Below are 293 nucleotides of genomic sequence, written 5' to 3'. Positions count from 1 at the left end.
CGCGTCGAGATCGTCGACGGCGACGGCAACGTCGTCATCGAACACGACGTCCAGCCCGGTGACATCTGGCGCGCCACGCAGACGAAGTACGTCGCGATCGTCGACTGGGTGAACCTGGCCGTCCGCCGTGCCCGCGCCACGAACGTCCCGGCCGTGTTCTGGCTCGACGTGAACCGCGCCCACGACGCGCAGATCATCGCGAAGGTCTACCAGGCCCTCGCCACGATCGACACGCAGGGCCTCGAGCTGCTGATCCTCCCGCCGGCCGAGGCCACGCGCTACACGCTCGCGCG

The 293-nt window shown here is 69.6% G+C and carries 1 protein-coding gene; it reads left to right on the top strand.

All coding sequences use genetic code 11. The features are described 5' to 3' along the window. A partial coding sequence (locus tag AVW09_RS16005; protein ID WP_197462676.1) for an NADP-dependent isocitrate dehydrogenase occupies positions 1-293 on the top strand: 293 nt, incomplete at both ends.

It is taken from the genome of Microbacterium sp. T32 (assembly GCF_001619615.1).
In the GTDB taxonomy this organism is placed as follows: domain Bacteria; phylum Actinomycetota; class Actinomycetes; order Actinomycetales; family Microbacteriaceae; genus Microbacterium.
Note: the sequence above shows the minus strand (reverse complement) of the source record. Positions and strands in the feature narration are given on the sequence as shown.